This window comes from Hydrogenophaga sp. T66 (genome assembly GCF_057219855.1).
Window position 1 is genome coordinate 1,810,029 of record NZ_JBXVVX010000001.1, and the last position, 26,226, is coordinate 1,836,254.

Genomic DNA, 26,226 nt, shown 5'->3' on the forward strand with positions numbered 1-26,226 from the left:
GCGAATCACGAACCCGCCTCCGTCGCCTGCCACTCTTTCAACGTCCGCCCCTGCGCGTCCGTCCTCTCGATGCGGCTGTTCGCGCAGCGCTCCCCCCAGGCACGACCGCGGTCGTGCTGGGGGGAGCTGAAGCTGTAGTCCTGACCTGCGGCAATTGTTCGCCAAACAGCGGGTGCACGCGGCCCAGTCCGCCTTGCTGGCTGAAGAGCGCGTGCCGCACGACCCACGACCTCGCTGCCCAGTACCCCCGCGCATCATGGGTGGTTGCCGCGCCACAGCGCGCGCTCACCAGGACGCGCGGTTTCAATCGGGGGCTTTGGGAGGGTGGTGCATGAGCTGGGTGTTGTTGTTCGTGGCGGGGTTGTTTGAGGTGGCGTGGGCGATCGGGCTGAAGTACACCGAGGGGTTCACGCGGTGGTGGCCATCGGTGGGCACGGTCACGGCGATGGTGGTCAGCGTGGTGCTGCTGGGCCTGGCCATGCGCACGCTGCCGGTGGGCACGGCCTACGCGGTGTGGACGGGGATTGGCGCGGTGGGTACGGTGACACTGGGCATCGTGCTGTTTGGCGAGCCGGCGACGGTGGCGCGGCTGGCCTGCGTGGCGCTGATCGTGTCCGGCATCGTGGGCCTGAAGATCACGTCGGCCTGACGGCCAGCCGCGCCGGGGCCGCTGCCGGACGGGGTCAGGCGGCCGGCAGCGGCTCGGTGTCCACTTCGCGGTTGGCCTGTTCGTTGTAGCGGTCGCCGACCACGGTGGAGGGGTTGATGAGCCGATCGAGCCGCGCCATCACGCTGGGCGACAGCGCCACGCCATCGGCGGCGTTGTTCTCGCGCAGGTGGTCGACCTGGGTGGTCCCCGGGATGGGCAGGATGTGCGGCGCGCGGTGGAGAAGCCAGGCGATCGCGAGTTGCGCGGGCGTGCAGCCGGCCTCCTGCGCGAGCGCGCGGTAGGCGGGCAGCCAGCGCCGGTTGGCGGCCAGCGCGGTGGGGGCGAAGCGTGGCATGGTGCGGCGGATGTCCTTGGCGTCGAGGGCGTCCGCGTCCACGTCGGTGGCGAGGAAACCGCGCCCGACCGGGCTGAAAGCCACGAAGGCCACGCCCAGCTCGCGGCAGGTGTCCAACACACCGAGTTCGGGGTTGCGGGTCCACAGGGAGTACTCGGTCTGCAGCGCGGCGATCGGGTGCTCGGCGTGGGCTCGGCGCAGGGTGGCGGCGGACACCTCGCTGAGGCCAACGGCGCGGATCTTGCCGGCGCGCACCAGGTCCCCCAGCGCGCCCACGCTTTCCTCGATCGGTACCTGCTTGTCCCAGCGGTGCAGGTAGTACAGATCGATGACGTCGGTGCGCAGGCGCTGCAGCGCCGCCTCGCAGGTGGCGCGCAGCGTGGCCGGGCGGCCATCAATCACGCGCACGAGCTTCCCGTCACCCTGGGTATCCACCCCCTGCATGCCGCACTTGCTGGCCAGCGTGAAGCGGTGGCGGTGGGGCGACAGCACGCGGCCCAGCGTGGTCTCGCTCGCCCCAAAGCCGTACAGCGCGGCGGTGTCGAAATGGGTGATGCCCTCGTCCAGCGCGGTGAGCAGCAAGCGCTCGGCCTGCGCCTCGGACACCGGCGGTCCGTAGGCGTGGCAGATGTTCATGCAGCCCAGGCCGATGGCCGAGACCGAGAAGAGGCCCAGCGCGCGTTGCTGCATGCGATCAGCCCTGCGCGTTGAGCTTGAGTTCCAGCTCGTGCAGCACGCGGTAGCAATCGAACACGCGCGCCACGCTGGCGTTGGGCTCGCGGCCCTCGCGGATGGCGGCGAAGAATTCGCGATCCTGCAGCTCGATGCCGTTCATGCTCACGTCGACCTTCGACACATCGATCTTCTCGTCCTTGCCGGTGAACAGGTCGTCGTAGCGGGCGATGTAGGTCGCCGTGTCGCCGATGTAGCGGAAGAAGGTGCCCAGCGGGCCGTCGTTGTTGAACGAGAGCGAGAGCGTGCAGATGGCCCCGTTGGCGGCCTTGAGCTGGATGCTCATGTCCATGGCGATGCCCAGCACCGGGTGGATCGGGCCCTGGATGGCGTTGGCCTGCACGATCGGGCTGTTGGCCTGGTAGGCGAACAGGTCCACCGTGTGCGCGGCGTGGTGCCACAGCAGGTGGTCGGTCCAGCTGCGCGGCTGGCCCAGCGCGTTGGTGTTGGTGCGGCGGAAGAAGTAGGTCTGCACATCCATCTGCTGGATGTTGAACTCACCCGCCTGGATCTTCCTGTGCACGTACTGGTGGCTGGGGTTGAAGCGCCGCGTGTGGCCGCACATGGCCACCAGGCCGGTCTGCTTCTGCAGATCCACCACGGCCTGCGCGCCCGCCAGGCTGTCGGCCAGCGGAATCTCCACCTGCACATGCTTGCCGGCCTTCAGGCAGGCGATGCTCTGCTCGGCGTGCATCTGCGTGGGCGTGCACAGGATCACCGCGTCGAGCCCAGGGAGGGCGAGCGATTGCGCAAGCTCGGTGGTGACGTGGCCGATACCGTACTTCGCCGCAACCTCCTTCGTCTTGTCGAGTTCCCGGCCGATCAGGGAAATCACCTCGACACCGTCGATGTTCTTGATGCCGTCCAGGTGCTTGACACCAAAGGCGCCGGCGCCCGCGAGTGCGACCTTGATGGTCTTCGTATTGCTCATGTCAGTGTCTCCAAAGCTCGATGCGCGAGGGGGTCGCGCGAAGCGCGGCGGGGGTGGTCAATGATCTTCCAGGATGAGGTGGCCGACGGCGGTGTTGGACGCCGGCACATGGTAGAAGCGGTGCGCCACCCGCGGCCGCGGTCCACCGGCCACGTCGGCCATGGCACCGCGGGCGATCAGCCACATCACCAGCTCGATGCCTTCGCTGCCGGCCTCGCGCACGTAATCGATGTGCGGGATCGCGGCGGCCGCCGCGGGGTCGCTTTCCAGCAAATCGAGGAAGCGGTTGTCAAAGTCGCGGTTGATGAGGCCGGCGCGCGGGCCCTGGAGCTGGTGGCTCATGCCGCCGGTGCCCCAGATGTGGACATTCAGGTCCTCGTCGTAGCTTTCCACGGCCCGGCGGATTGCCTGACCGAGCTGGAAACAGCGGCGCCCGCTGGGCACCGGGTACTGCACCACGTTGACCGCGAAGGGGATCACCGGGCAGGGCCATGCCCCCTTCTGCGGATCCTGCGGGCCGCACATCAGCGAGAGCGGCACCGTCAGACCGTGGTCCACGTCCATCTTGTTGACGATGGTCAGGTCAAAGTCCTGCTGAATGACGCTCTGCGCGATGTGCGACGCCAGCTCGGGATGGCCCTGAACCACCGGCACCGGCCGCGGCCCCCAGCCCTCGTCGGCCGGCTGATACTGCGCGGCCGTGCCGATGGCGAAGGTGGGAATCAGGTCCAGGCTGAAGGCGGTGGCGTGGTCGTTGTAGACGAGGAACACCACGTCGGGCCGGTGGTCCTTCATCCATTGCTTGGAAAACTCGTAACCGCCGAACACCGGCTGCCAGTAGGGCTCGCCGGTCTTGCCCAGGTCGAGCGCGGCGCCGATGGCGGGTACGTGGGAGGTGTAGACGGATGCGGTAATGCGGGCCATGTCAGGCGGTCCTTCCCGAGCCTTGGGGCTGGCGGTGCGCCTGCGCGTCACCGTCCTCGCCGATGTATCGATTGCCCTCGACCGAACGGCCACCGCGGATCATCATCTGTCGGTACTCCTCTTCGGTCATGCCGGTCATGGAGCCCGCCATCTGCTGGAAACTCTTGCCGTCGGTGGCGCCGATCTTGGCGAGGAAGTAGATGTTGCCGCCCAGGGCGATGCAGCGGTTCAGGTCGCGCGCGAGCACTGCCTGCTTCTGCTCCTCGGTCATCGCCCACTCGTCGAGGTAGGCGCGCTCGTCCTTCTTGAAGCGTTCGCGGTTCGCCGCCTTCATCAGGCTCATGCAGAACTGGTTGAGCCAGTAGCCCCGGCGGCTTTGCTCGGCATCGAAGATGGTGGTGCCGGGCACATCCCGGTAGGGTTTATCGAGCGCCATGGGTACTCCTTGCTGAAGCATGAATCGCCGCTGGGCCGCCCCAAGGCGATTCGCACCCCCTTGGGGGGGCAGCGACCCGCGCAGCGGTGGCGCAGGAGGGGAATCCTTGTTCGGCCGCTGGGCCGCCCCAAGGCGATTCGCGCCCTCGCGGGGGGCAGCGACCCGCGCAGCGGTGGAGCGTGGGAGTCAGCATTCCTCGGGCCAATAGAGGCGCATCGGGTTCGCCACCAGCAGCTTCTGCTGCAGCTCTGCCGTCGGCGCAATGTGGGGGATGAAATCGACCAGCAGGCCGTCGTCGGGCATGTGGTCCTTGAGGTTCGGGTGCGGCCAGTCGGTGCCCCACAACACGCGGTCGGGGAAGGTCTCGACGACCCGGCGCGCGAATGGCACCACATCGCGGTAGGCGGCCTGTTCGCCGTGAAGGGCCCGCGGCCCGCTGACGGACAGGCGTTCGGGGCAGCTCACCTTGCTCCAGACGTTTTCGTGCTCGCGCATGAAGCGCAGGAACAGCGCGAACTCAGGGCCGTCCAGGGGTTTGCCCACGTCCGGGCGACCCATGTGGTCGACGACCACCGTGGTGGGCAAGGCGGTGAAAAAGTCCCACAGCTCCGGCAGGTCCTGTGCCTCGAAATAGATCACCACGTGCCAGCCCCAGGCCTTGATGCGGGCGGCGATCTCCATGAGTTCGTCCTTGGGGGTGAAGTCCACCAGCCGCTTGACGAAGTTGAATCGCACGCCGCGCACACCCGCGTCGTGCAGGGCCTGCAACTCGGTGTCGCTGACGCTGCGGCGCACCGTCGCCACGCCTCGCGCCCGCCCACCGGACGCACGGCAGGCATCGACCAGCGCGCGGTTGTCGGCGCCGTGGCAGGTGGCTTGCACGATCACGTTGCGCGCGAACCCGAGGTGGTCGCGCAGGGCAAACAGCTGGGCTTTGCTGGCGTCGCAGGGCGTGTACTTGCGCTCGGGGGCGTAGGGGAACTCGGCCCCGGGACCAAACACGTGGCAGTGCGCGTCGACGCTCCCCGCGGGCAGGCTGAAGCGCGGCCGGCTCGGGCCCTGGTACCAGTCCAGCCAGCCCGGGGTCTTGGTGAAATCGCCCGTGGTCGGTTTGGTCATTCACAACATCCTTCGCGTGAGGTGTATCGGTCTGGGAACACCGCGGAACCGGCTCCGCCGGACCGCAGATATTGCCCCCTGGAAGGGGGTCGCGCACTGCGCGGCGGAGCTCAATCCAGATACTTCAGCCCGGCCGCGGCCAGGGGTTCGCGCATCTTGTACATGTCCAGCCCCAGCACGCCGCTGGCCAGCTGGGCGCGCTTGTCAGCTTCCAGGGACTCGCGCTTGCGCGCAGCGGCCAGCGTGTCGGCGGCCCGCTCGTGCGGCACGCAGACCACGCCATCGTCGTCGGCCACGATCACATCGCCGGGGCGAACCCACATACCGGCGCACACCACGGGGATGTTCACCGAGCCGAGGGTGGCCTTGATGGTGCCTTTGCTGCTGATGCACTTGCTCCAGACCGGGAAGCCCATCTCCTGCAGCGTGCGCACGTCGCGCACACCGGCGTCGATGACCAGCGCGCGTGCACCGCGGGCCTGGAAACTCGTGGCCAGCAGGTCGCCGAAGTAACCGTCGGTGCACTCGGCGGTGATGGCCGCCACCACGATGTCACCGGGGCGGATCTGCTCGGCCACCACGTGCATCATCCAGTTGTCCCCGGGGTGCAGCAGCACCGTGACCGCGGTGCCGCTGACCTGCGCACCGGGGTAGATCGGCCGCATGTAGGGCTTGAGGAGACCGACACGGCCCATGGCTTCATGCACGGTGGCCGAGCCCAGCATGGCCATGGCGTCGGCCACTGTGCGGTCGGCGCGGGGGATGTTGCGGTACACGACGCCGAGTTCGTACATGGCGGGTTCCTCCAGAAAATCAGCGGCCGGCGGCCTTGAGACGGGCATCGAGCCGGGTGAACACGCGCCGCGCGTTGGCCTCGTAGATCGCGTGCTTGTCGTCGGGGCTCAGAAGGGTTGATGCCTCGATGTAGCGTTTGGTGTCGTCGTAGTAGTGGCCGGTGGTCGGGTCGATGCCGCGCACGGCGCCGATCATCTCGGAGGCGAACAGCACGTTCTTCACCGGGATCACGGTGTTGAGCAGGTCGATGCCCGGCTGGTGGTACACGCAGGTGTCGAAGTACACGTTGTTCAACACGTGCTCGGTGAGCAGCGGCTTCTTCATTTCCTGCGCCAGACCGCGGAAGCGGCCCCAGTGGTAGGGCACGGCGCCGCCGCCGTGCGGGATCAGGAACTTCAGCGTCGGAAAGTCCTTGAACAGGTCGCCCTGCACCAGCTGCATGAAGGCCGTGGTGTCGGCATTGAGGTAATGGGCGCCGGTGGTGTGGAAGCAGGCGTTGCAGCTCGTGCTCACGTGGATCATCGCCGGCAGGTCGTGCTCCACCATTTTTTCGTAGATGGGGTACCAGTGGCGGTCGGTCAGGGGAGGGCTGGTCCAGTGGCCGCCGGAGGGGTCGGGGTTGAGGTTGATGCCGACCGCGCCGTATTCGCGCACGCACTTCTCGAGCTCGGGGATGCAGGTGGCGGGGTCCACACCCGGGCTCTGCGGCAGCATCGCCACCGGCACGAAATGCTCAGGAAACAGTGTGGAGACGCGGTAGCAAAGCTCGTTGCAGATGGCCGCCCAGGTGCTGGAAACCTGGAAGTCGCCGATGTGGTGGGCCATGAAGCTGGCGCGCGGGCTGAACAGCGTGATGTCGCTGCCCCGCTCCTTCATCAGGCGCAGCTGGTTGGTCTCGATCGACTCGCGCAGCTCGTCGTCGCTGATCTGCAGGTCGGCCGCTTTCGGCATGACCGAAGGGTCCTTGATGCCCGCGATCTGGGCGTTGCGCCAGGTCTCCAGCGCCTTCGGCGCGGTGGTGTAGTGGCCGTGGCAATCGATGATGAGGGACATGGGGGCTCCGGGGGCCGGTCTCAGGCCGGCGACATGCCGTGGCGTCGCTTGGCCGCCGCGGTCTGGGGGTCGGTGAAAAAGCGCAGCAGCGCGTCGACGTCGGGGCCGACCGGCGCGGGCGCGGCGGCACTGAAGGTGGTGACGATGGCCACGTCGTCGGGCAGCGGGCCCAGGATGCGGATGCCCGGGGCGCCGAGCATTTCGCTGAGCTGCTGAAAGCCGAGGTCCACGTCCCCGCGCGCCAGCAGCGTGGCCACCGGGACGCCCGGCGGCGCCTGCACGCAGCGCTCAGCGACCAGCCGGTCGAGGCCCCAGTCGGCCAGCCGCTGCAACAAGGTCACGCCGCTCGGGCCGGTGGACACACCGATGCGCGGGGCCGCGCGCAGCGCCGCCAGCAGCGCGTCCCGGTCGCTGATCGCCGGCGCATCGCGGCCTGCCGGCACGGCCACGGCCACCGGCGAGCGCACCACGTCCACCCGCGGGGCCACCAGGTGACCCGCGGCCAGCAGGCGGTCGATCGCATCGGACGCGAGCACCACCACGTCGAACCGCTCGCCCTGCGCGACGCGGCGCGCCGCGTCCACGCCACCCACCGATTCGATCGCCACCGCCACGCCGGTGCGCGCCGTGAACTCGGCGCACAGCTCGGCCAGCAAAGCGCGGGTGGCCATGGAGGAAATGCCGCGCACGGCGCGTGGGGTATCTGGCATGGGTGTGAATGTCTCGCCCGGCATTGTGGTCAGGCCCCCGGCGATGGCAAAGCCGCTGACCGGGCTAGCAGCTAGAACAAAAGCAGATAACTATGATGGTGACTTCACCCACCGCCATGGACCTCAAGCAACTCGAATATTTTGTGCGCGTGGCCGAGCTCGGCAGCTTCACCCGCGCCGCCATCGCCCTCGACGTGGCGCAGCCCGCGCTGTCGCGTCAGGTCCGCCTGCTCGAGGTGGAACTGCGCCAGACGCTGCTCGTGCGCAACGGCCGCGGCGCCACGCCCACCGAAGCCGGCAAGCTGCTGCTCGAACACGGGCGCGGCATCCTGCACCAGGTGGACCGGGCGCGCGAGGAGCTGGGCCGCGTGCGCGGCGCGCTGGCCGGCCGGGTGGCCATCGGCCTGCCGCCGAGCCTGGCCAAGGTGCTGGCGGTGCCGCTCACGCGCGCCTTCCGCCAGCGCCTGCCGCAGGCCAGCCTGTCGATCAGCGAGGGCCTGTCGGCCACGATGCAGGAATGGCTGGTGACCGGCCGGCTGGACGTGGCGGTGCTGTACAACGCGCAGCCGATCCCGGAGATCGACATCGACCCGCTGGGTGAAGAGGCCCTGTGGCTCGTGCAGCCCCGACCTCCCGGCCTGCCGGAAGACCCGCCGGCCGCGCCGGTGCCGCTGCGCGAGGTGGCCGAGATGCCGCTGGTGATCCCCAGCCGGCCCAACGCGATCCGTATGCAGGTGGAAACCGAGATGGCCAACGTGGGCTGCCGCCCGCGCGTGGCGCTGGAGATCGACGGCGTGTCGGCGATTCTGGAGCTGGTGGCCGACGGCGCGGGCGCGGCGCTGCTGTCCCGTCAGGCGGTGGCGAGTTCGATCCGACCCTCGGCCTACCGCCTGCGGCCCACCGACCCGCCGCTGCGCACCCGCCTGAGCCTGGCGACCAGCTCGGTGCGCCCGGCCACACTCACGCAGCAGACCGCGCTCGCCCTGATCCGGGACACGCTGGGCGCGCTGCTCAAGACCGACTGAGACCGCCGCCGGGGTCGCCGCTGTTGCCGGCGCCACGCTCGTCGCCCGCCTCCCGCGGCAAGCGGTCGGCCCAGTCGCGCCAGCCGGGTGCCGAGGGCAGGTCATCGAAGCGGCCCGCGGCGCCCTGATCGGCCATCCAGTCGTGCTTGGCCGCGATGGCGCGCGCCAGCCAAGGCTCGAAGCCGGCCTCGGCCACCGTGTGGGCCACCTCGCGCATCTCCTCCGCGCGGCGACGGCCGTGCTGCGCCACGCGGCTAAAGAAGTAGCTGCCCTGGCGCTCCCAGTCGATGCCCGGGAAGGTCTCCTGCAGCGTGGCGATCATCGCGTCCTCCACGCCGTAGCGCCGCGCGGTGGCGTAGCTCTCCAGCACGAGGGCCTCCAGGCCCTTGATCATCACGCTGCGGCACATCTTGGTCGCGCTGGCCACGCCCAGGCGCTCGCTGGCCACGCGCACGCTCATGCCCCAGGCGGCCAGGGTGGGCGCCAGCGCGGCCGCGTGCGGTCCGCCGAGCAGCATCGGCACGCGGATGCCATGCGGTGGCACCGAGGTCATCACGCCCGCCTCCACATAACGCGCGCCGGTCGCGTGCACCTGGGCGCCGGCCTGCTCCTTGGTGCCGGGCGACGCCGAGTTGAGGTCGAGGACCGTCACGCCCGGTCCCAGGTGCGGGAGCAGGTCGCCGATGACGGCCAGCGTCTGGCTGGCGGTGACGGCGGAGATCACCAGGCCCGGGCGCTGCGCGAGCAGCGCCTGCGGACCGTCGCACGCGATCACGCCGGCCTCGGCCGCGTGGGCCAGCGCCTCATCGCACCGTGCCGGATCGACGAAACGGAGGTCCCAGGCCGCGATCGTGGCCACGCCCGCCTCGCGCAGCCCCGCGGCGAAAATCCGGCCGACCTCGCCGTAGCCCACCAGGGCCACGGTGGGCGCAACGTCCCCGGCCAGCGATCCGCTCATCGACGTCCCCTCATCCGACAAACTGCACCAGCCAGAGCGAGATGGCCGGGAAGGCCAGCAACAGGGCCGTGCGCACCACGTCGCTCGCCAGGAAGGGCATCACGCCCTTGTAGCTCTCGGCGATCGGCACATCCTTGGCCATGCCGTTGACCACGTACACATTGAGCCCCACCGGCGGCGCCAGCAGGCCAAAGCCCACCGTCATCAGCACCATCACGCCAAACCAGATGGCCACCGACTCGGGCGGCAGGCCGAAGTCCAGGCCCATGATGACCGGGAAGAAGATCGGGATGGTCAGCAGGATCATGGAGAGCTCGTCCATCACCGCGCCCAGCACCACGTAGAACAGCAGGATGCCCGCCACCACCATCGTCGGCGGCACGTCCCAGCCCTGCACGATGGCGGCCAGCTGCGCCGGCACCTGCGTGAGCGCCAGCGCGGCGTTCATCAGGTCGGCGCCGATGAAGATCAGGAAGATCATCGCGCTGCTGGCGGCGGTGGAGACGAAGCAGTGGCGGATCTTGGCCAGCGTGAGCTCGCGCTTGAGCAGCGCGGCCACGAAAGTCGCCGCCGCGCCGACGCTGGCGCCCTCGGTCGGCGTGAACAGGCCGCCGTAGATGCCGCCGAACACCAGCAGGAAGATGGCCGCGATCGGCAACACGCCCCACAGGGCTTCGGTGGTCAGGCGCGGGTGGTCGTCGTCGCCGTGGTCCGGCGCGTGGCCCGGCACGAGGCGCACATACACCGCGATGGCGATCATGTAGCCCAGCATTGCGATGACGCCGGGGATGGTCGCGGCGGCGAACAGCTTGGCGATGTTCTGCTCGGTCAGGATCGCGTAGATCACCAGCGGCACCGAGGGCGGAATCAGGATGCCCAGCGTGCCGCCGGCGGCCAGCGTGCCGGTGGACAGGCGGCCGGAGTACCCGTGGCGCTTCATCTCGGGCAAGGCGACCTGGGTGATGGTCGCGGCGGTGGCGATGGACGAGCCGCAGATGGCGCCAAACGCCGCGCTGGCCATCACCGCGGCCATGGCCAGCCCGCCCTTGAAGCGCGACATCACCACGCTGGCGAACTGGAACAGGGCCTTGGAGATGCCGCCCTGCGTGGCGAAATTGCCCATCAGGATGAACAGCGGGATGACCGACAGGTCGTAGCTGGCGAACCGCGCGTAGGCCAGGCCATTGAGGTTGTTGAGGAATGGCGGCAGCCCCACCTGCGCGATGTAGCCCACGCAGCCGGCGACAAACATCGAAATGGCGATCGGCACGCGCACCACCATCAACACCAGCATGCAGGCGAAGATCACGCCCGCCATCTGCAGCGCGCTCATGCGGCCTCCTTCGCCAGGCCCAACGCCTGCACCAGCGCGATCACGCCGGTCAGCGCCAGCGGCGGCACCATGGCCGCGTACACCACCCACTCCGGGAAGCCGAGCATCATGGTCGTGGTCTGCGAGGCCTTGGCGCTCAGGCCGCCGACAGCGGTGCGCCAGGTGAGCAGGGCCATCACCGCCGCCAGGCACAGGGCGCCGAAGCGGTCGAGCCAGGCGTTGACGCCGCCTGGCATCCGCGCGGTGAAGAAGTCCACGATGATGTGCTCGCGGCGCCATTGGCACCACGGCAGGAACAGCGCCACCGCCGCGCCGGCGGTGACCGCGGTCAACTCGTAGTCACCCAGCAGGGTCCAGCCGGTGGTGTTGCGGCCGATCAGGCTGGCGCAGGTCACCAGCGTGATGACCGTGAGCAACAGGCCGGCCAGCACCGCGCAGGCCTGCGCCAGGAAGGAAAGCAGTTTCAAGGCGGAGCCCCTGAAAAAAAGCCGACGGGTGGCGCTGCGCTGGTGTCCTGTCCCGCTGGTACCTGCACAAAGAAAACCGAGGGATGTCGGGTCAGGGCGAGGCGCCAACCGAAGCGATACCCGCAGGCATCGCGAGGATTTGCAGCGCCGCCCTGGCTCGAAAGACGCGGTTGTAGGTGCAGATGACAGCAGGCGGGACACCAGACAGCGGACCGTCGGCAGGACGTCGACTGTCGCCCGGCGGGGCCGGGCGAGCGGGATTATCCCGGCAATGCGGCGGGCCAAGGCCCGAGCGTCACTTCTTGTGCTTGGCGATCAGCGCGCGGGCTTCGCTGGCGAGCTGGGCGCCGTCGATGCCCTTGCCCTTCACCTCGGCGATCCAGTCGGTCTCCACCGTGCCGGCGGTGCGGCGCCAGCGCTGCACTTCGGCCGGCTCCAGCGTGACGATGCGGTTGCCCGCCTTCTCGGCGATGGCGCGGCCGGCCTTGTCGCCCTCATCCATCGCGCGGCCAAACATCGCGGCGGTCTCGATGCCGGAGTTCTTGTCGATCACGGCCTTCAGGTCCGGCGGCAGCTTGTCGTAGCTGGCCTTGTTCATCACGAAGCCGAAGGTCTGGGTGTACAGGCCTTCCGCGCCGGCGAAGGTGGTGTGGTTCTTCACCAGCTCGGTCACTTTCAGCGAGGGCGTGACTTCCCACGGGATCGTCGTGCCGTCAATCGTGCCTTTGGACAGCGCGTCCGTCACGGCCGGCACCGGCATGCCGACCGGCGTGGCGCCGAGCTTGACCAGCATGTTGTTGATGATCCGCGAGCCGCCGCGGATCTTCATGCCGCGCAGGCTCTCCAGACCCTGCACCGGCTGCTTGGTGTGGAACAGGCCGGGGCCATGGGTGTGCACCGCGATCAGCTTGACGTCCTTGAATTCGTCGGCGGCGAACTTCTCGACGTACTCCTGGATGGCGCGCGAGGACTGCTCGGCGTTGCCGCTCATGAACGGCAGCTCAAACACCTCGGTCTTGTTGAAGCGGCCTGGCGTGTAGCCGAGCACGGTCCAGATGATGTCGACCACGCCATCGCGGGCCTGGTCGAACAGCTGCGGCGGCGCGCCACCGAGCTGCATGGCGTGGAACAGCTGGATCTTCAGCCGGCCACCCGATTCGGCCTCCACCTTCTGTGCCCACGGCACCAGCGCCTTGGACGGGATGGTGGCCTGGCCGGGCAGGAACTGGTGCAGCCGCAGCGTGACGGTCTGCGCGGCGGCCGGCGTGGCGATCGCGGCGGCGGTGATCGCGCCCAGTGCCCAGAGGGCGGCGCGGCGGCGGATGGCGGTCATGGTGTCTCCTGGGGGTTGTGGGGCCATCGGCACTGTGCCGCCGGCGCCCATCCAACGCCAGTGCGATGACAGTCTTTCAGATATGCCGTTATGCGATGAAACCATCGCGACGGTCGCGCCTCGGCGGGTGGCGTAGTCTCGCGCACATGGCCACCGACCACTCCCCCACCCCACCGACGCCGCCACGGCCGGCCGCGGCCGCCGCGCCCCTGGTCTTTCACTTCGACTTCATCTCGCCCTACGGCTACTTCGCGTCGCGGCAGATCGAGGCCATCGCCGCCCGCCACGGCCGCGCGGTGGACTGGCGGCCGATGCTGCTGGGCGTGTCGGTGATGAAGGTGATGGGACTCAAGCCCTTGCTGGACACGCCGCTGAAGGGCGACTATGTGGAGCGCGACGTGCGCCGGCACCAGCGCGCGCTGGGCATGCCGATGGCGCGCCAGCCGCGCGACCCGATGATGAACCCGCTGCCCGCCGCGCGCGCCGCGGCCTGGGTGCGGGCCCACCGGCCGGCGGCGCTGGCGGGCGTGGTGCACGCGATCTACGGCGCGGTGTGGGGCGCGGGCCAGGACCTGTCCACGCCCGCGTCGCTGGCGCCGGTGGTCGGTGCCGACATCGCCGACGCGGCCGGCGGCGATGAAGCCGCGGCGCTGCTGCGCGCGCTGGTGGACGAGGGCCTGCGGGCCGGCGTGTTCGGCTCGCCCACGGTGGTGGTGGACGGCGAGCCCTTCTGGGGCGTGGACCGGCTGCCGGACGTGGATCGCTGGCTGGCCACCGGCGGCTGGTGAGGCGCCGGCCGAGGCGGCGGGTGAGGCGGCCGCGGACGGCGGCGATTCAGGCGCCGGTATTTACCGCGACCACCACCGCCATGGCGCCCATCGCCGCGCGCAAGCGGTCTGGCAGCGACGCATCGGCCGCCGGGTCGCTGCCCGCGACGCGGACCTCGGCCTGCAGGCGCCCGCCATGCTCGCCCGCCTGCACCGACACCGACCGGCCCGGCGCCAGCGAGGCCGCCAGCTCGGCGAGCCGCAGCTCGGTGGCACGCCAGCGCAGCGCCGGCTTGAACACCTTGCCGATCGCGGTCAGCGGCAGGGACTCGACCACCACCACCCGTTTCGGACAGGCTGGTCGCTCGTAGACCGTCGGGACGACGGCCGCGAGCAAGTCGGCCGCAGCGATGGCGTGCCCCGGTCGCAACACGACGAAGGCGGCGGGAATCTCCCCGCTGTGGTCATCGGGCTCGGCCACCACGGCGCATTGCGCCACGGCGGGATGGGCCAGGAAGGCGTCTTCCACCAAGCCAGGGTCGATGTTGTGCGAGCCGCGGATGATGACGTCCTTGGCGCGCCCGGTCAGGTGCACGCGGCCGGCGGCGTCGAGGTGCCCCAGATCGCCGGAGATCAGCCAGCCGTCCTCAAACATGCCCGCGTTGCGGGCCGCATCGAGATAGCCGGGGCTGATGTGCGGGCCCCGCAGCACGACCACGCCCGTCTCGCCCGCCGGCAGCGATTCGCTGAGCGCGGCCGCTCCGTCCCGCCAGCGCACCGCACGCACCTCGGTGTACGGCAGCCGCCAGCCGGCGCTGCCGGGCGTCCGCGGCGCGTGCAACGGCTCGATGCTCACCAGCCCGGCGCACTCGGTCATGCCCAGGATGTTGCGCACCGGAATGCCCGTGGCCGCCTCGAAGCGCTGCGCCAGCTCGGCCGGCAGCGGCGAGCCACCGGTGTAGGCCGCCCGCACCGTCGAGATGTCCGCATCCACCGGCACAGCCAACAGGCTCGAGAGCACCGTGGGCACACAAGCGAGGTGGGTCACGCGCTCGCGCGCGCAGAAGCGCCAGTAGGCGCGCACGAAGGCGGCGTGGCGCATGCCACTGAGCGTGGGCAGCACCTGCCGCGCGCCCACCGCCAGCAGCGCCAGGCCATAGACAAAGGCACCGGCCACGTGGAACAGCGGAAAGCCGTTGACCTCGACGCTGTGTTCGTCGCAATCGTAGAAGGCGTGGGCGAACCAGGCGGTGTGGGCCTCGTTGCCCGCGGTGTGTTGCGCGAGCTTCGGCGCGCCGGTGGTCCCGCCGGTGTGGAACAGGGCCACCACGCGATCGGGGTCCAGGTCCGGCTCAAAGGTGAGTTCGTCCGGTTGGGCTGCCATCAACGCCTGCAGGGAGGGCCGGTCCGGCACTTCCGCGCCGTCCACCACGATCGGCACCAGCGTGCCGTCGTGCATTGCATGAGCGGCCAGGGCGGTCGGCCAGACCGCCTGCTCCGGGTTGGGTCCGAGCGCCACCAGCACCCGCGCCCGCGCGGCCCGCAGCAGGCCAGCGATGTGGTCGGGCTGCAGCAAGGTGTTGATGGGGCATACCCGGCCGGCGAGCTGGGCGCCCCACAGCACCGCATGGGCCTCGGGCGTGTTGGGTGCCAGCAGCGCCACGCTGTCGTCCGGTCCCACGCCCAGCGCCCGGAAGGCGTTGGCCGCGCGGTGGATGGACGCCAGCAGCTCACGGTACGTCACCCGACGCGGCGCCCGGTCGAGGTCGGCGTCGGGCAGAAAGGTGAAGGCCTCACGCTCCGGGAAGCGCTCGGCGGCGGCGCGGATCAGCGCGTAGGGCGTGCGCCGCGGCGCCACCTCGGCGAGCGGGCGCCGCTCCAGGGCCTCGATGTCGGCCAGCGTGTGAAACGCCTTGAGCATCGCGGCGACCGTCACAGTCCCAGGAGACGGACCGCGTTGTCCTTCAGGATGCCGGGCATCACCTCGGGCTTGAAGCCCGCGACCTCGGCGTCCTTCATCCAGCGCTCCGGCGTGATGAGCGGGTAATCGCTGCCGAACAGGACCCGGTCCTTCAGCAGCGTGTTGGCGTACTGGATCAACTGCTTGGGAAAGTACTTCGGGCTCCAGCCGCTGAGGTCAATCCACACATTGGGCTTGTGCGTGGCCACGCTCAGCGCCTCATCCTGCCAGGGCCAGCTCGGGTGGGCCATGACGATCTGCATGTCGGGGAAATCGATGGCCACGTCATCGAGGTGGATCGGGTTGCTGTACTCGAGCCGCAGCCCGCCGCCGCAGCGCATGCCGCTGCCGATGCCGCTGTGGCCGGTGTGAAAGATGGCCGGCAGCTTGTGGGCGTTGATGACCTCGTAAATCGGCCACGCCATCTTGTCGTAGGGGTGGTAGCCCTGCACGGTCGGGTGGAACTTGAAGCCCCGCACCCCCTCCTCCCGGATCAGCCGCTCGGCCTCGCGCGCCCCCATCTTGCCTTTGTGCGGATCGATGCTGGCGAAGGCGATCATCATGTCGCTGTTCTCGCGCGCGGCCTGCGCGATTTCTTCGTTCGGGATGCGGCGACGCCCCAGTTGCGACTCGCTGTCCACCGTGAACATCACCAGCCCGATCTTGCGCTCGCGGTAATAGGCCACCGTCTCGGCGATGGTCGGCCGGCGGTTGCTGCCGAAGTACTTGTCGGCCGCGCGGTCGTATTCCTCGCCGTAGTTGTCAAACGGGTTCCAGCAGCTCACCTCGGCGTGGGTGTGGATGTCGATGGCGATCAGGTTCTGGTGGTCCACGGTCGGTGTCTCCTCAGGGTAAACACGGGGGCTTCCGGTCGGATGCTTCGGTTGATTTGGTTATTGTTTATAACAATAATGCCCGCCATCCACAAGCGAACCAACCCACCCGACACCATGGCTTCCCTCCCCCAACACCCGGATCTCCAGATCGCGCTGCGCGGCGATGCGCAGGAGCTTGCGGTCATCACGCTCAACCGACCGTCGAAACGAAACGCGCTGAACGACGCGCTGGTGATCGCGCTGCGCGACACCTTCCAGAACCTGCCGTCCAGCGTGCGCGCCGCGGTGATTCACGGCGCGGGTGAGCACTTCTGCGCCGGGCTGGACCTGTCCGAGCTGAGCGAACGCGACGCGGCCGAGGGGGTGATGCATTCGCGCCTGTGGCACACCGCGCTCGACGCGGTGGAAAAGGGCCCGGTGCCGGTGGTCGCCGCGCTGCACGGCGCGGTGGTGGGCGGCGGGCTGGAACTGGCCAGCGCCTGCCACATCCGCGTGGCCGACGCGAGCGCCTTCTATGCGCTGCCTGAAGGCACGCGCGGCATCTTCGTCGGCGGCGGCGGCTCGGTGCGGGTGCCCAAGCTCATCGGCGCGGCGCGCATGCTGGACATGATGCTCACCGGCCGTGTGATTCCCGCCGACGAGGGCGAGCGCCTGGGTCTGTCGCAGTACGTGGAACCGGCGGGCCAGGCGCTCGACAAAGCCCTCGCGCTGGCGACCCGCATCGCCACCAACGCCCCGATGACGAACTACGCCCTGCTGCACGCGCTGCCGCGCATTGCCGAGCAGCCGGCCGACCACGGCCTGTTCACCGAAGCGCTGATCTCCGCCATCGCCCAGTCGGCGCCCGAGGCCAAGGCGCGCGTGCGCGCCTTCCTCGACGGCAAAGCCGCCAAGGTGTCGCGCGGCTGAGCGCCGTGCACCCACCCGCCCTCCCGGAGCGTCCATGAGCACCACCGCCCGCTACCGCCCCCTGCCCTTCGGCGTCACCCGCGGCGTGCTGCGCGCCGGCGACGCCGGCGTGTCCTACCTCAGCGCGGACGCGCCCGCCCCCCGCTGGCCAGACCGTCTCACCGACCGCCTGATCCACTGGGCGCGGGCACGCCCCGACCAGACCTTGTTCGCCCGGCGCGCCGCCTTGCCCGATGGCAGCCGGGGCGACTGGCACCACGTGAGCTTCGCGCAGGCGCTGGACGCGGCGCGGCGCATCGGCCAGGCGCTGCTCGACCGCGGTCTGAACGCCGAGCGACCGGTATTGATCCTCAGCGAGAACGACCTCGAACACGCGCTGCTGTCGCTGGGCTGCCTGTACGCCGGGGTGCCCTGGTGTCCGCTGTCCCCGGCCTATTCGCTGGTCAGCCAGGACTTTGACAAGCTGCGCCATGCGCTGCGCACGCTCACGCCGGGCCTGGTGTTTGCGGCCGATACCGCGCGCTATGGCCGCGCGCTCAGCGCCACCGTGCCCGCGGACGCGGAGATCGTGGCCACCGCGGGCGCGCTGGAGGGGCGTGCGGTGACGCCCTTCGCCGACCTGCTGGCCACCGAAGCCACGCCGGCCGTGGACGCCGCGATGCAGGCCACCGGCCCGGACACGATCGCCAAGTTCCTGTTCACCTCGGGCTCGACCAAGATGCCCAAGGCGGTCATCAACACCCACCGACTGTGGTGCGCCAACCAGGCGCAGATGACCGCCTCGATGCCGGTCCTCGCCGAAGGCCCGCTGGTGCTGGTCGACTGGCTGCCGTGGAACCACACCTTTGGCGGCAACCACAACGTGGGCATGGTGCTGTACCACGGCGGCACCCTCTACATCGACGACGGCAAACCTACCCCCGCGCTGATCGGCGAGACCCTGCGAAACCTGCGCGAGATCGCGCCCACGCTGTACTTCAACGTACCCACCGGCTTCGAGGCGATCGCCCGCGCGATGACCACGGACGACGCCCTGCGGCGCACGCTGCTGTCGCGGGTGCGCATGTTCTTCTACGCGGGCGCGGCGCTGGCCCAGCCGGTGTGGGACAGCCTGTTCGCCAGCGCCGAACGCGAGGTCGGCGAACGCATCGTCATGACCTCCGGGCTGGGCATGACCGAGTCGGGTCCGTTCGGCATCTTCGTGACCAGCCCCGACGTGCGCGCGGGCGACCTCGGGCTGCCCACGCCCGGGCTGGAGCTCAAGCTCGTGCCCACGGGCGACAAGACCGAGGTGCGCTACCGCGGGCCCAACATCACGCCCGGCTACTGGCGCATGCCCGCCGAGACCGCCGAGGCGTTTGACGACGAAGGCTTCTTCCGCACCGGCGACGCGGTGACCTGGATCGACCCGACCGACATCCACCGCGGCCTGCGCTTTGACGGTCGCATCGCCGAGGACTTCAAGCTCGCCACCGGCACCTTCGTCAGCGTGGGGCCGCTGCGCGGGCGGCTGATCGCCGCCGGCGCGCCCTACGTTCAGGATGCCGTCATCACCGGCCTGAACCGCCACGAGGTGGGCGCCCTGCTGTTTCCCACGCCCGCGCTGCGCGGGCTGACCGACCTGCCGCCCGAGGCACCGCTGGCCGACGTGATTGCCCATCCCGCGGTGCAGACGCACTTCCAGCGCGTGGTCGACGGTCTGGCGGCCAGCGCCACGGGCAGCGCCAGTCGCGTGGCCCGCCTGGCCCTGCTGGCCGAACCGCCGTCGCTCGACCGCGGCGAAGTGACCGACAAAGGATCGATCAACCAGCGCGCGGTGCTGACCCACCGCGCCGCGCTGGTGGACGCGCTGCACGAAGGCCGGCTGCCGCACACCCTCGCGCCCTCGGCCTGAACCCACCACCCACCCACAGGAGACATCGCATGCAGATCGACGGACAAACCGCCCTCGTCACCGGCGGCGGCTCGGGCCTGGGCGAGGCCACCGCCCGCGAGCTGGCCCGCCTGGGCGCGCGCGTGGCCGTGCTCGACGTCAACGCGGCCGCGGCCGAGCGCGTGGCCGCCGACATCGTGACCGCGCACGGCGCCGGCCGTGCCATCGGGCTGGCCACCGACATCACCGACACCGCCCGCCTGCAGGCGGCGCTCGACGCCGCCACCGCGGCGCTCGGGCCAGCGCGCATCCTCATGAACATCGCCGGCATCGGCACCGCCAAGCGCGTGGTGCAGAAGGACGGCAGCGCCGCGCCGCTGGAGGATTTCGACCGCGTGGTGCGCGTCAACCTCATCGGCACCTACAACGCCAGCCGCCTGTTTGCCGCCGCCTGCGCGGCACTGCCCCCGCTGGAATACGGCGAACGCGGCGTGATGCTGTTCACCGCCAGCGTGGCCGCCTTCGACGGCCAGGTCGGCCAGCAGGCCTACAGCGCCTCCAAGGGCGCGCTGGTCGGCATGACGCTGCCCATGGCGCGCGATCTGGCGCAACACGGCATCCGCGTCTGCACGATCGCGCCCGGCCTGTTCTCCACGCCGCTCATGCGCACGCTGCCCGAGCCGGTGCAGCAGTCGCTGGCCGCCAGCATCCCCTTCCCGTCGCGGCTGGGCAAACCGGAGGAGTTCGCCGCGCTGGCGGCCCACATCGTGACCAACACCCACCTCAACGGCGAGGTGATCCGCCTCGACGGCGCCCTGCGCATGGCGCCGCGCTGAGAATCGCGGCCCATGAGCAAAACCGTGATCTATGAGGTGGAGGTGATGTTCGGCGACTGCGACCCCGCCGGCATCGTTTTCTTCCCCAACTTCAGCAAGTGGATGGACGCGTCCTCGCTGAACTTTTTCGTGCGCTGCGGCGTGCCGCCGTGGCGCGAACTGGTCAAGACCACCGGCATCATCGGCACGCCGCTGCTGGAGATCCACACCCGCTTCCTGCAGCCCGCCACCTACGGCCAGCGACTGCAGGTGCACACGCGCGTGGCGGAATGGCGCGAGAAGGTGCTGATCCAGGAGCACGTGGTGCGCCGCGGCGACACGGTGCTGTGCGAGGGCCGCGAAACGCGCGCCTTCTGCATCCGCCACCCCGACGACCCGGACCGCATCAAGGCCATTCCCATCCCGGCGGACATCCGGGCCCTGTGCAGCTGATGCCGCGCCGAATCGCCCCCGCCGGCTCGCCCGATGGCGCTACCCCCGCCACCCCGGGTGCGGCGGACGCCACGGTGACCACGGACTTCCTGCAATCGCTGCTGGGCTACCACGCGCGGCGCGCCTCGCTGTCCATCGTGGGCGTGTTTCTGGACCGCATGGCGCCGTTCGGGCTGCGGCCGGTGGATTTTTCGGTGCTGTCGGTGATTGCCGAAAACCCGGGCGTGACCTCCCGGCAGATCTGCAGCGCGCTGGACATCCTGCCGCCCAACCTCGTGGGCATCATCCGATCGCTCCACGAACGCCAGCTGGTGCTGCGCAAACCACACCCCGACGACGGCCGTGCGCAGGGACTGCACCTGAGCGCCGCCGGCCAGCGGCTCTACCGCGACGCCTGCGCCGTGGCCACCCAGCTCGAAGACCACGCCAGCCGCGGCCTCACCGCGGCACAGCAACGCACGCTGATCACGCTGCTGCGCAAGGTGTACGAACGGGCATGACCCCAAAGCCCGCTCAGGCAATCCGGGGAAATCCCGAGCATGGCCTCCGCGCCACATTGCTGCAGCGCACCGTGCTAGCCATCTGGTAGCAGGCGGCGCGCCCGGCTACAGTTCCGCCGTTCACAGAGGCCCGCGAGGCCCATCAGGAGACCGGCATGCGCAAGGAGACCGAAGCGATCGCCCAGCTGTTCGAGCTGCTGGAGGCCCGCTATGCGCTGCGCGTCATCTGGGCCCTCGCGGACGGTCACCCGCAGACCTTCCGCCTGCTGCAGGACAGCGTGGGCGGCGTCACGCCCAACACCCTGAACACCCGCCTGAAAGAGCTGCGCGCGGCCCGCCTGCTCGACCACACCGGCCACGGCTACTGCCTCACCGCCCAGGGCGCGGATCTCGTGCGCCGGCTCGGCGAGGTGCGCAGCTTTGCCGGCCGCTGGCACCAGGCCCAGGCGCGCTCCAGCCGCCGGGCGGCGCCCGCGCGCACCACGGCGCGCTGAGCGCCGTCAGGGCGCGGCAACCACCCGCTGGCGCTGTTCGCCCAATCCCCGCCCGCCCAGCGTCACCACATCCCCGGCCTTCAGGTAGACCGGCGGCTTCTGACCCATGCCCACGCCCGGCGGCGTGCCCGTGGGAATCACGTCGCCCGGCATCAGCGCCATGAAGCGGCTGAGGTAACTCACGATGTGGGCCACGCTGAAGATCATGGTGCGCGTGTTGCCGCGCTGGCGCGGCTGGCCGTTCACGTCCAGCCACAGGTCCACGTCCTGCGGGTCACCGAGTTCGTCGGGCGTGACCAGCCACGGGCCGATCGGGCAGTGCGTGGGGTAACCCTTGCCCTTGGTCCACTGGCCTTCCATCTCCATCTGCCAGGCGCGTTCGGACACGTCGTTGACCAGGCAGAAGCCCGCCACGTGTTTCATCGCGTCGGCCTCGGCGATCTGGAAGGTGCGCCGACCGATCACGATGCCCAGCTCCACCTCCCAGTCGAGTTTGTGCGAGCCCGGCGGCAGCCAGAGATCGTCGTTCGGGCCGCTGATGGCGCCGTTGTGCTTGTTGAACACGATGGGCTGGCCGGGTGGCTTCAGACCGGCCTCGGCAGCGTGGTCGGCGTAGTTCAGGCCGATGCCGATCACGTTGCCCACGCCGCCCACGCACGGGCCGAGGCGGGTGCCGGCCGGCACCTCGGGCAGGCGCCGGGCGTCCAGCGCGGCCAGCCGGGCCATAGAATCCGGGCCCAGCGTGGCCGGTCCGATGTCGGCGGTGATGCCGGCGAGGTCGCGCAGGATGCCGTCGGCGTCCACCAGGCCGGGTCGTTCGGCGCCGGGGGCGCCGTGGCGAAAGAGTTTCATGGGGTCTTGCGGGGGTAAAAACGCCCGATGGTGCCCCGCGCCGGCTTTTTTTGCTGTCACCCCCTTGAAACCACCGCCGGCCGCCCCAAGTGCCGCGCAACCCGGCGGCGCCCCGCACCGACCGGTCCGACGAATCCACCCCAGACACCATGAGCGCCACGCCCGAGAACCCCGCCCACGCCCTGCCCCCCGAGGAAGCCGAAGCCGCGGCCGCCGTCCAGGCCCACGACGACCTCGCCCGCCTGCAGGCCGAGATCGCCACGCTGAAGGCCCAGAACACCGACCTGGCCGACCAGTTCCTGCGCGCCAAGGCCGAGGCAGAAAACGCCCGCCGCCGCGCCGACGACGAGGTCAGCAAGGCGCGCAAGTTCGCCGTGGAGAGCTTCGCCGAGAGCCTGCTGGCCGTGGCCGACAGCCTGGAAGCTGGCCTGGCCATCACCGACGCCACGCGCGAGCAGCTGCGCGAAGGGTCTGAGGCCACGCTCAAGCAGCTGCGCAGCGCCCTGGAGCGCCACAAGGTGGTGGCCATTGCGCCGCCGGCCGGCACGCGCTTCGACCCTCACCAGCACCAGGCCATCAGCATGGTGCCGGCCGACCAGGAAGCCAACACCGTGGTGACCGTGCTCCAGAAAGGCTACCTGATTGCCGAGCGCGTGCTGCGCCCGGCGCTGGTCACCGTGGCAGCGCCGAAGTGAGCGCCCCGCGGCCTTGAAAAGCCCACCGGTTATCCACACCTTCCCCACATCGTTTTTCACACATTCCTCTTTCCTCACGGAGTCAGAACATGGGACGCATCATCGGCATCGACCTCGGCACCACCAACTCGTGCGTGGCGATCATGGAGGGCAACAACACCAAGGTGATCGAAAACAGCGAGGGGGCCCGCACCACGCCGTCGATCATTGCGTACCAGGAAGACGGTGAGATCCTGGTCGGCGCGCCGGCCAAGCGCCAGGCGGTCACCAACCCGAAGAACACGCTGTACGCGGTGAAGCGCCTGATCGGCCGCAAGTTCACCGAGAAGGAAGTGCAGAAGGACATCGACCTGATGCCCTACGCCATCACGGCCGCCGACAACGGCGACGCCTGGGTCGAGGTGCGCGGCAAGAAGATGGCGCCCCCGCAGGTGAGCGCCGAGGTGCTGCGCAAGATGAAGAAAACCGCCGAGGACTACCTGGGCGAGCCGGTCACCGAGGCCGTGATCACCGTGCCGGCCTATTTCAACGACGCCCAGCGCCAGGCCACCAAGGACGCCGGCCGCATCGCGGGCCTGGAGGTCAAGCGCATCATCAACGAGCCCACCGCCGCGGCGTTGGCGTTCGGCCTGGACAAGAGCGAGAAGGGCGATCGCAAGATTGCCGTGTACGACCTGGGCGGCGGCACCTTTGACGTGTCGATCATCGAGATCGCCGACGTGGACGGCGAGATGCAGTTCGAGGTGCTGTCCACCAACGGCGACACCTTCCTGGGCGGCGAAGACTTTGACCAGCGCATCATCGACCACATCATCAGCGAGTTCAAGAAGGATCAGGGCGTTGACCTGAGCAAGGACGTGCTGGCCCTGCAGCGCCTGAAGGAAGCGGCCGAAAAGGCCAAGATCGAGCTGTCGTCCTCGGCCGCGACCGACATCAACCTGCCCTACATCACGGCCGACGCCTCGGGCCCCAAGCACCTCAACATCAAGCTCACCCGCGCGAAGCTGGAAGCGCTGGTGGAAGACCTGATCGAGCGCACCATCGCGCCCTGCCGCACCGCCATCAAGGACGCTGGCGTCGCGGTGGGCGACATCCACGATGTGATCCTGGTCGGTGGCATGACCCGCATGCCCAAGGTGCAGGAGAAGGTCAAGGAGTTCTTCGGCAAGGAGCCGCGCAAGGACGTCAACCCGGACGAAGCCGTGGCCGTGGGCGCCGCGATCCAGGGCCAGGTGCTCAGCGGTGACCGCACCGACGTGCTGCTGCTCGACGTGACCCCGCTGTCGCTGGGCATCGAGACCATGGGCGGCGTGATGACCAAGATGATCCAGAAGAACACCACCATCCCGACGAAGTTCTCGCAGGTGTTCTCCACCGCCGACGACAACCAGCCGGCGGTGACGATCAAGGTGTTCCAGGGCGAGCGCGAGGTGGCGGCCGGCAACAAGCTGCTCGGCGAGTTCAACCTGGAAGGCATCCCGGCCGCGCCGCGCGGCATGCCGCAGATTGAGGTGACCTTCGACATCGACGCCAACGGCATCCTGCACGTCAGCGCCAAGGACAAGGGCACCGGCAAGGAAAACAAGATCACCATCAAGGCGAACTCGGGCCTGTCGGAGGACGAGATCCAGAAGATGGTGAAGGACGCCGAGCTCAACGCCGCCGAAGACAAGAAGAAGGTCGAGCTGGTCCAGGCCCGCAACCAGGCCGAGGCCATGGCGCACAGCGTGAAGAAAAGCCTGGGCGAGCACGGCGACAAGCTCGACGGCGGCGAGAAATCGGCCATCGAAGACGCGCTCAAGGCGCTGGACGAGGCGGTCAAAGGCGACGACAAGGCCGCCATTGAGGCCAAGACCGAGGCGCTGATGACCGCCAGCCAGAAACTGGGCGAGAAGGTGTACGCTGCCTCGCAGGCCGAAGCCGCGGCGGCCTCGGCCGGTGGGGCTGGCGCCGCTGAGCAGCCCAGCGCCGCCGGCGGCAAGAACGACGACATCGTCGACGCCGAAGTGAAGGAAGTGAAGAAGGGCTGAGCGGCCCGGACCGCCCCACCCTCACCGCCGCGCCGGGGCAACCCGCCGCGGCGTTCGTGCTCCACCGAACACCGATTGACAGACTCCCATGGCCAAACGCGACTTTTACGACGTGCTGGGTGTGCCCAAGAACGCCTCCGACGAGGAGATCAAGAAGGCGTACCGCAAGCTCGCCATGAAGTTCCACCCCGACCGCAATCAGGGCGAAGCCGCCAAGACCGCCGAGGAGAAATTCAAGGAGGTCAAGGAAGCCTACGAAATGCTGTCGGACCCGCAAAAGAAAGCGGCCTACGACCAGTACGGCCACGCCGGCGTGGACCCCAACATGCGCGGCGGGCCGGGCGGGCCGGAGGGCTTCGGCGGCTTCTCGGACGCCTTCGGCGACATCTTCGGTGACATCTTCGGGGGCGCCCGCAGCGGGCGCGGCGGGCGGCAGGTGTACCGCGGCGCCGACCTGTCGTATGCGATGGAGATCACGCTGGAGGAAGCCGCCCAGGGCAAGGAAACGCAGATCCGCATTCCCAGCTGGGACGACTGCGACACGTGCCACGGAACCGGCGCCAAGCCGGGCACCAGCGCCAAGACCTGCGGCACCTGCCATGGAGCGGGTGTGGTGCAGATGCGCCAGGGCTTCTTCAGCGTGCAGCAAACCTGCCCGACCTGCGTAGGCAAGGGCAAGATCATTCCCGAGCCCTGCACCGCCTGCAACGGCCAGGGCAAGATCAAGAAGCAGAAGACGCTGGAGATCAAGATCCCGGCCGGCATCGACGACGGCCAGCGCATCCGCTCCACCGGCAACGGCGAACCCGGCCAGAACGGCGGCCCGGCCGGCGACCTCTACATCGAGATCCGCCTGCGCAAGCACGACATCTTCGAACGCGACGGCGACGACCTGCACTGCCAGGTGCCGGTGAGCATGACGACCGCGGCCCTCGGCGGCGAGATCGATGTCCCCACGCTGCAGGGCAAGGCCACCATCGACCTGCCCGAAGGCACCCAGAGCGGCAAGACCTTCCGCCTGCGCGGCAAAGGCATCAAGGGCGTGCGCAGCAGCTACCCCGGCGACCTGTACTGCCATGTGGCGGTGGAGACCCCGGTGAAGCTGACCGAGCACCAGCGCAAGCTGCTGAAGGAACTCGACGAGTCCTTCAAGAAGGGCGGCCACAAGCACAGCCCCAACGACAAGGGCTGGTTTGAGAAGGCGAAGGACTTTTTCTCGTGA

27 protein-coding genes are annotated in these 26,226 nt (G+C 69.5%); 12 read left to right on the forward strand and 15 right to left on the reverse strand.

Annotated features, from left to right (window positions below):
- Positions 1 to 331: 331 nt before the first annotated feature.
- Positions 332 to 649 carry a quaternary ammonium compound efflux SMR transporter SugE gene (sugE, locus tag AC2D80_RS08310; protein WP_484632497.1) on the forward strand — a complete coding sequence of 106 codons (318 nt, stop codon included), beginning with the start codon at positions 332 to 334 and terminating at the stop codon, positions 647 to 649.
- Positions 650 to 683: 34 nt separating this feature from the next.
- On the opposite strand, the gene AC2D80_RS08315 is transcribed toward sugE, so the two are convergent.
- The 8 genes from AC2D80_RS08315 to AC2D80_RS08350 all read right to left on the reverse strand — a co-directional run bounded on the left by AC2D80_RS08315 (position 684) and on the right by AC2D80_RS08350 (position 7,704).
- Positions 684 to 1,694 (reverse strand): aldo/keto reductase, encoded by a 1,011-nt coding sequence (locus AC2D80_RS08315; RefSeq protein ID WP_484632498.1) that lies wholly within the window; start codon positions 1,692 to 1,694, stop codon positions 684 to 686.
- Positions 1,695 to 1,698: 4 nt separating this feature from the next.
- Complete coding sequence (locus tag AC2D80_RS08320) at positions 1,699 to 2,667, reverse strand: Gfo/Idh/MocA family oxidoreductase (protein ID WP_484632499.1); 969 nt, start codon at positions 2,665 to 2,667, stop codon at positions 1,699 to 1,701.
- A 57-nt stretch (positions 2,668 to 2,724) separates the two neighbouring features.
- The gene (locus AC2D80_RS08325) at positions 2,725 to 3,591 is read right to left on the reverse strand and encodes a class III extradiol dioxygenase subunit beta (protein ID WP_484632500.1); all 867 of its coding nucleotides are present in this window, start codon (positions 3,589 to 3,591) and stop codon (positions 2,725 to 2,727) included.
- A 1-nt stretch (position 3,592) separates the two neighbouring features.
- Positions 3,593 to 4,027, reverse strand: a complete 435-nt coding sequence (gene ligA / locus AC2D80_RS08330; RefSeq protein WP_484632501.1) for a protocatechuate 4,5-dioxygenase subunit alpha — start codon at positions 4,025 to 4,027, stop codon at positions 3,593 to 3,595.
- A 186-nt stretch (positions 4,028 to 4,213) separates the two neighbouring features.
- Entirely contained in the window at positions 4,214 to 5,146 is a 933-nt protein-coding gene (locus tag AC2D80_RS08335) for an amidohydrolase family protein (RefSeq protein WP_484632502.1), read from the reverse strand.
- Between the two features lie 110 nt (positions 5,147 to 5,256).
- Positions 5,257 to 5,940, reverse strand: coding sequence for a 4-carboxy-4-hydroxy-2-oxoadipate aldolase/oxaloacetate decarboxylase (ligK, locus tag AC2D80_RS08340; protein ID WP_484632503.1), 684 nt, complete (start codon positions 5,938 to 5,940; stop codon positions 5,257 to 5,259).
- A gap of 19 nt (positions 5,941 to 5,959) precedes the next feature.
- Complete coding sequence (locus AC2D80_RS08345; RefSeq protein WP_484632504.1) at positions 5,960 to 6,994, reverse strand: amidohydrolase family protein; 1,035 nt, start codon at positions 6,992 to 6,994, stop codon at positions 5,960 to 5,962.
- 20 nt (positions 6,995 to 7,014) lie between these two features.
- On the reverse strand, positions 7,015 to 7,704 hold the full coding sequence (locus tag AC2D80_RS08350; protein ID WP_484632505.1) for a substrate-binding domain-containing protein: 690 nt from the start codon (positions 7,702 to 7,704) through the stop codon (positions 7,015 to 7,017).
- Positions 7,705 to 7,820: 116 nt separating this feature from the next.
- On the opposite strand from AC2D80_RS08350, the gene AC2D80_RS08355 reads away from it, so the two are divergent.
- Positions 7,821 to 8,729, forward strand: a complete 909-nt coding sequence (locus AC2D80_RS08355; protein WP_484632668.1) for a LysR substrate-binding domain-containing protein — start codon at positions 7,821 to 7,823, stop codon at positions 8,727 to 8,729.
- On the opposite strand, the gene AC2D80_RS08360 is transcribed toward AC2D80_RS08355, so the two are convergent.
- The 4 genes from AC2D80_RS08360 to AC2D80_RS08375 form a co-directional block, all read right to left on the reverse strand.
- Positions 8,716 to 9,687 carry a DUF1932 domain-containing protein gene (locus tag AC2D80_RS08360; protein ID WP_484632506.1) on the reverse strand — a complete coding sequence of 324 codons (972 nt, stop codon included), beginning with the start codon at positions 9,685 to 9,687 and terminating at the stop codon, positions 8,716 to 8,718. The two genes, AC2D80_RS08355 and AC2D80_RS08360, sit on opposite strands and share 14 nt — an antisense overlap.
- 10 nt (positions 9,688 to 9,697) lie before the next feature.
- Positions 9,698 to 11,020 carry a TRAP transporter large permease gene (locus tag AC2D80_RS08365; protein ID WP_484632507.1) on the reverse strand — a complete coding sequence of 441 codons (1,323 nt, stop codon included), beginning with the start codon at positions 11,018 to 11,020 and terminating at the stop codon, positions 9,698 to 9,700.
- Positions 11,017 to 11,487, reverse strand: a complete 471-nt coding sequence (locus AC2D80_RS08370; RefSeq protein WP_484632508.1) for a TRAP transporter small permease — start codon at positions 11,485 to 11,487, stop codon at positions 11,017 to 11,019. The genes AC2D80_RS08365 and AC2D80_RS08370 overlap by 4 nt, the downstream gene beginning before the upstream one ends.
- Positions 11,488 to 11,782: 295 nt before the next feature.
- Positions 11,783 to 12,820 carry a TRAP transporter substrate-binding protein gene (locus AC2D80_RS08375; protein ID WP_484632509.1) on the reverse strand — a complete coding sequence of 346 codons (1,038 nt, stop codon included), beginning with the start codon at positions 12,818 to 12,820 and terminating at the stop codon, positions 11,783 to 11,785.
- Positions 12,821 to 12,966: 146 nt separating this feature from the next.
- Between AC2D80_RS08375 and AC2D80_RS08380 the strand changes: the two genes are divergently transcribed.
- Entirely contained in the window at positions 12,967 to 13,608 is a 642-nt protein-coding gene (locus AC2D80_RS08380; RefSeq protein ID WP_484632510.1) for a DsbA family protein, read from the forward strand.
- Between the two features lie 46 nt (positions 13,609 to 13,654).
- On the opposite strand, the gene AC2D80_RS08385 is transcribed toward AC2D80_RS08380, so the two are convergent.
- Both AC2D80_RS08385 and AC2D80_RS08390 read right to left on the reverse strand, forming a co-directional pair.
- The gene (locus AC2D80_RS08385) at positions 13,655 to 15,508 is read right to left on the reverse strand and encodes an AMP-binding protein (protein WP_484632511.1); all 1,854 of its coding nucleotides are present in this window, start codon (positions 15,506 to 15,508) and stop codon (positions 13,655 to 13,657) included.
- A gap of 11 nt (positions 15,509 to 15,519) precedes the next feature.
- The gene (locus tag AC2D80_RS08390; protein ID WP_484632512.1) at positions 15,520 to 16,380 is read right to left on the reverse strand and encodes an amidohydrolase family protein; all 861 of its coding nucleotides are present in this window, start codon (positions 16,378 to 16,380) and stop codon (positions 15,520 to 15,522) included.
- A gap of 117 nt (positions 16,381 to 16,497) precedes the next feature.
- Here AC2D80_RS08390 and AC2D80_RS08395 point away from each other — a divergent pair, with 117 nt between their 5' ends.
- From AC2D80_RS08395 to AC2D80_RS08420, 6 genes are all read left to right on the forward strand, one after another.
- A complete protein-coding gene (locus tag AC2D80_RS08395) occupies positions 16,498 to 17,292 on the forward strand; it encodes a crotonase/enoyl-CoA hydratase family protein (protein WP_484632513.1) in 795 nt (264 codons plus the stop codon).
- Between the two features lie 34 nt (positions 17,293 to 17,326).
- Entirely contained in the window at positions 17,327 to 19,186 is a 1,860-nt protein-coding gene (locus AC2D80_RS08400) for a feruloyl-CoA synthase (RefSeq protein WP_484632514.1), read from the forward strand.
- Between the two features lie 29 nt (positions 19,187 to 19,215).
- Complete coding sequence (locus tag AC2D80_RS08405) at positions 19,216 to 20,001, forward strand: SDR family NAD(P)-dependent oxidoreductase (RefSeq protein ID WP_484632515.1); 786 nt, start codon at positions 19,216 to 19,218, stop codon at positions 19,999 to 20,001.
- Between the two features lie 12 nt (positions 20,002 to 20,013).
- The gene (locus AC2D80_RS08410) at positions 20,014 to 20,433 is read left to right on the forward strand and encodes an acyl-CoA thioesterase (protein WP_484632516.1); all 420 of its coding nucleotides are present in this window, start codon (positions 20,014 to 20,016) and stop codon (positions 20,431 to 20,433) included.
- A complete protein-coding gene (locus tag AC2D80_RS08415; RefSeq protein WP_484632517.1) occupies positions 20,433 to 20,933 on the forward strand; it encodes a MarR family winged helix-turn-helix transcriptional regulator in 501 nt (166 codons plus the stop codon). The genes AC2D80_RS08410 and AC2D80_RS08415 overlap by 1 nt, the downstream gene beginning before the upstream one ends.
- 155 nt (positions 20,934 to 21,088) lie before the next feature.
- On the forward strand, positions 21,089 to 21,427 hold the full coding sequence (locus AC2D80_RS08420; protein ID WP_484632518.1) for a winged helix-turn-helix transcriptional regulator: 339 nt from the start codon (positions 21,089 to 21,091) through the stop codon (positions 21,425 to 21,427).
- A 6-nt stretch (positions 21,428 to 21,433) separates the two neighbouring features.
- Here AC2D80_RS08420 and AC2D80_RS08425 read toward each other — a convergent pair whose 3' ends face one another.
- Positions 21,434 to 22,279 carry a fumarylacetoacetate hydrolase family protein gene (locus AC2D80_RS08425; RefSeq protein ID WP_484632519.1) on the reverse strand — a complete coding sequence of 282 codons (846 nt, stop codon included), beginning with the start codon at positions 22,277 to 22,279 and terminating at the stop codon, positions 21,434 to 21,436.
- 149 nt (positions 22,280 to 22,428) lie between these two features.
- On the opposite strand from AC2D80_RS08425, the gene grpE reads away from it, so the two are divergent.
- The 3 genes from grpE (at position 22,429) to dnaJ (ending at position 26,226) form a co-directional block, all read left to right on the forward strand.
- Complete coding sequence (gene grpE, locus AC2D80_RS08430; protein ID WP_484632520.1) at positions 22,429 to 22,974, forward strand: nucleotide exchange factor GrpE; 546 nt, start codon at positions 22,429 to 22,431, stop codon at positions 22,972 to 22,974.
- 62 nt (positions 22,975 to 23,036) lie between these two features.
- Positions 23,037 to 25,004: a molecular chaperone DnaK gene (gene dnaK, locus AC2D80_RS08435; RefSeq protein WP_484632669.1), complete on the forward strand. Its 1,968-nt coding sequence runs from the start codon at positions 23,037 to 23,039 to the stop codon at positions 25,002 to 25,004.
- 88 nt (positions 25,005 to 25,092) lie between these two features.
- Positions 25,093 to 26,226, forward strand: a complete 1,134-nt coding sequence (dnaJ, locus tag AC2D80_RS08440; protein WP_484632521.1) for a molecular chaperone DnaJ — start codon at positions 25,093 to 25,095, stop codon at positions 26,224 to 26,226.